Annotated in this window: 3 protein-coding genes; all 3 read left to right on the top strand. The window is 69.1% G+C overall.

Annotated features, from left to right (window positions below):
• The first annotated feature begins 147 nt into the window (after positions 1-147).
• A complete protein-coding gene (locus AC08ON_RS11300) occupies positions 148-1,176 on the top strand; it encodes an NAD-dependent epimerase/dehydratase family protein (RefSeq protein ID WP_476607296.1) in 1,029 nt (342 codons plus the stop codon).
• A complete protein-coding gene (locus AC08ON_RS11295) occupies positions 1,173-1,805 on the top strand; it encodes a dTDP-4-dehydrorhamnose 3,5-epimerase family protein (protein ID WP_476607295.1) in 633 nt (210 codons plus the stop codon). The genes AC08ON_RS11300 and AC08ON_RS11295 overlap by 4 nt, the downstream gene beginning before the upstream one ends.
• 772 nt (positions 1,806-2,577) lie before the next feature.
• A partial coding sequence (locus AC08ON_RS11290) for a class I SAM-dependent methyltransferase (protein ID WP_476616930.1) occupies positions 2,578-3,070 on the top strand: 493 nt, incomplete at its 3' end.

Genomic DNA, 3,070 nt, shown 5'->3' with positions numbered 1-3,070 from the left:
GCCCGCCGGCGCGCTGAGACTGCCTACGCGCCACTGCGGGATGTCGGCGACCGGCTCGTGGGATCGACTCGGTACGGTTTGAGGCCGGAACACTGGTGTCCGATTGGACCCGACCTGTGCCGTTGCCGAGATGGGGAGGACTCGCGGATGAAGGTGCTCGTGACGGGCACGGAGGGGTATCTGGGGTGCCTGCTCGCGCCCGAGCTGCTGCGTGATGGCCATGAGGTCATCGGCGTGGACACCGGCTACTACAAGTACGGCTGGCTGTACCGCGGCGTCGACCGGACCCCGTTGACCCTTGACAAGGACCTTCGCCATCTCACGGTCGAGGACTTCGCGGGGGTCGACGCCGTCGTGCACCTGGCGGAGCTGTCCAACGACCCGCTCGGCGCGCTCGCCCCGGACGTGACGTACAAGGTGAACCACGTCGGCTCGGTCCGGCTGGCGAAGCTGGCCAAGCAGGCCGGCGTCGAACGGTTCGTCTACATGTCCTCCTGCAGCGTCTACGGCGTCGCGACCGGTGCGGACGTCACCGAGGCCTCGCCGGTGAACCCGCAGACCCCCTACGCCGAGTGCAAGGTCTACGTGGAGCGTGACGTCGCCCCGCTGGCGGACGACACCTTCTCGCCGACCTTCCTGCGCAACGCCACCGCCTACGGCGCCTCCCCGCGGCAGCGTTTCGACATCGTGCTCAACAACCTGGCCGGGGTGGCCTGGACTACCGGCGAGATCGCGATGACCTCGGACGGCACCCCGTGGCGTCCGCTGGTCCACGGGCTCGATATCGCGAAGGCGATCCGCCTGGCGCTGACCGCACCGCGCGACATCGTGCACAACCAGATCTTCAACGTCGGCGACAGCGAGCAGAACTACCAGGTGAAGGAGATCGCGGACGCGGTCGCCACGGTGTTCACCGGCTGCACGCTGAGCTTCGGTGACAACGGCGGTGACAATCGCAGCTACCGGGTGTCGTTCGACAAGATCGCCTCCATCCTGCCCGGCTTCTCCTGCGACTGGAACGCGCTCAGGGGCGCCCAGCAGCTGCACGACGTCTTCACCCGTATCCAGCTCGACAACGAGACGTTCACCGGCCGCGGGCACACCCGGCTCAAGCAGCTTCAGTACCTGATCCGCACCAGCCAGCTCGACGCCGACCTGTTCTGGGCCCACTCGTGATCATTACGCCGACGCCGATCGCCGGGGTGATGATCGTTGATGTCGAGCCGTTCTCCGATGCCCGCGGCATGTTCGCGCGCACGTTCTGTGCCGACGAGTTCGCCGCCGCGGGGCTCACGGTCGACGTCGCCCAGTGCAGCGTGGCCTACAACGCCTCCGCGGGCACCGTCCGCGGGATGCACTGGGCGGGGGAGCCGGTGCGGGAGACCAAGCTGGTGCGCTGCACCCGCGGCGCCCTGCTCGACGTCGTCGTCGATCCCCGCCCGGACTCGCCGACCTACCTGCGGCACGTGGCGGTGAAGCTCTCGGCCGACAACCATCGGGCGCTGTTCATCGACGCGGGCCTGGCGCACGGGTACCAGACGCTCGTCGAGTCCACCGAGGCGACCTATCAGATGAACGTCCCGTTCACGCCGGGACACGACCGTGGGCTGCGCTTCGACGACCCGCGGCTGGGTATCGTCTGGCCGCTGCCCGTCTCGGTGATCTCCGACAAGGACCGTGCCTGGCCGCTGCTGGCCGGCGATGGTCCGGCCGGAGGCCCGGCCGGCGACGCCGCGCCACCCGGCCCTCCCGGCATCCAACGTGATGTAGCTCACGCATCCGGCGGGGTTGGCGCGACGGCCTGAATCCGTCGTCCCCGGTTCGGTCGACCGCCGGGCCCCCGCTCCACCAGTGAAAATCAATGCTGGCAGGGAAAAGTGAGCGGGGTGTGGGGTGTTGCCCACGAACGGGGGCAGGTGCTGGAAGGCATCCCACGTCTTGCCAGCTGGACAACCAGGCGCGGACGTGAGGGTTAGATTACCGGGTTTTCCCCCGACCGGCTGAACGAGGCCGTCGGTCGACAGTCGGTCGACCGACGGCCGACAGCGCCTGCAACGCCGCGGATACCCGCCGGGCGGGACGGCTGGCGGGGCCGGCTAGGCGGCGTCGGGGGGTGGTGCCACGGCTTCCTCTCGGCGACTGTGGGTCACGTGGGGGGTGGTGCCCACCGGCTAGCATGACCCGGCGTGCGCAGAACCCATGACCGCCGATCTTCGCCGGAAAATCATCGGGCTGCCGTCAGGGGTGCCGGCGGTGGCATCTCGCCGACGGAAACGAGCGCTCGTCCGGCGGTCGCCGCTGCGGCGGTGGGTGGCGGGTGTCCGGCCGATGACCGGTGCCCGCATGCCCGGGGCCTGCGCTCTCCTTCCTGCCTTCGCCGGCGATCGCCCGGCGGCGTGGCGGGCCCGTCCCGGCTTCACGAAGATCATGTCGTTCGCGGGACCGTCACATCCTTCTGGTCGGATGTGCGGTCATCATGTCGTTCGGCCTCTCGTTCGGCCTCGCGGCCGACTGGCACAGCCATTCCCGTCCACCAGATCGTGAAGATCGATGTCGACACCTCACCTAGGGGAACGCATGTCATCCGCAACCCCGGCCCAGCACGGTAGTGGCACCGCCGAGGCCGACGCGACCCAGAAGCAGGCGACCCAGAAGCAGGATGCTCCCGGCGGCATCGCTACGGCGGTAATCGCCTGCCGGTCCTGCGGCGGACCGGCCCCGCGCCTGTTCCTCTCCCTGGGGTCCACCCCCATCGCCAACCGCCTGGTGCGCGCCGACGCCCTCGACGCGACCGATCCGTCGTTCCCGCTTGAGGTCGGCTTCTGCGAGGCCTGCGCACTCGTCCAGCTCACCCACGAGCTGCCGGCGTCCGAGATCTTCGACGAGGACTATCCCTACTTCTCCTCGTTCTCCGACATGCTCGTCCGCCACGCGGAGAAGCACGTGATCGACCTGATCGCGAGCCGCAACCTCGGGCCGGACAGCCTGGTGGTCGAGGTCGCCAGCAACGACGGCTACCTGCTGAAGGCGTTCGTCGAGCGGGGCATCCCGGTCCTCGGGATCGAGCCGA

This window comes from Frankia sp. CoWAU3, assembly GCF_977971855.1.
Note: the sequence above shows the minus strand (reverse complement) of the source record. Positions and strands in the feature narration are given on the sequence as shown.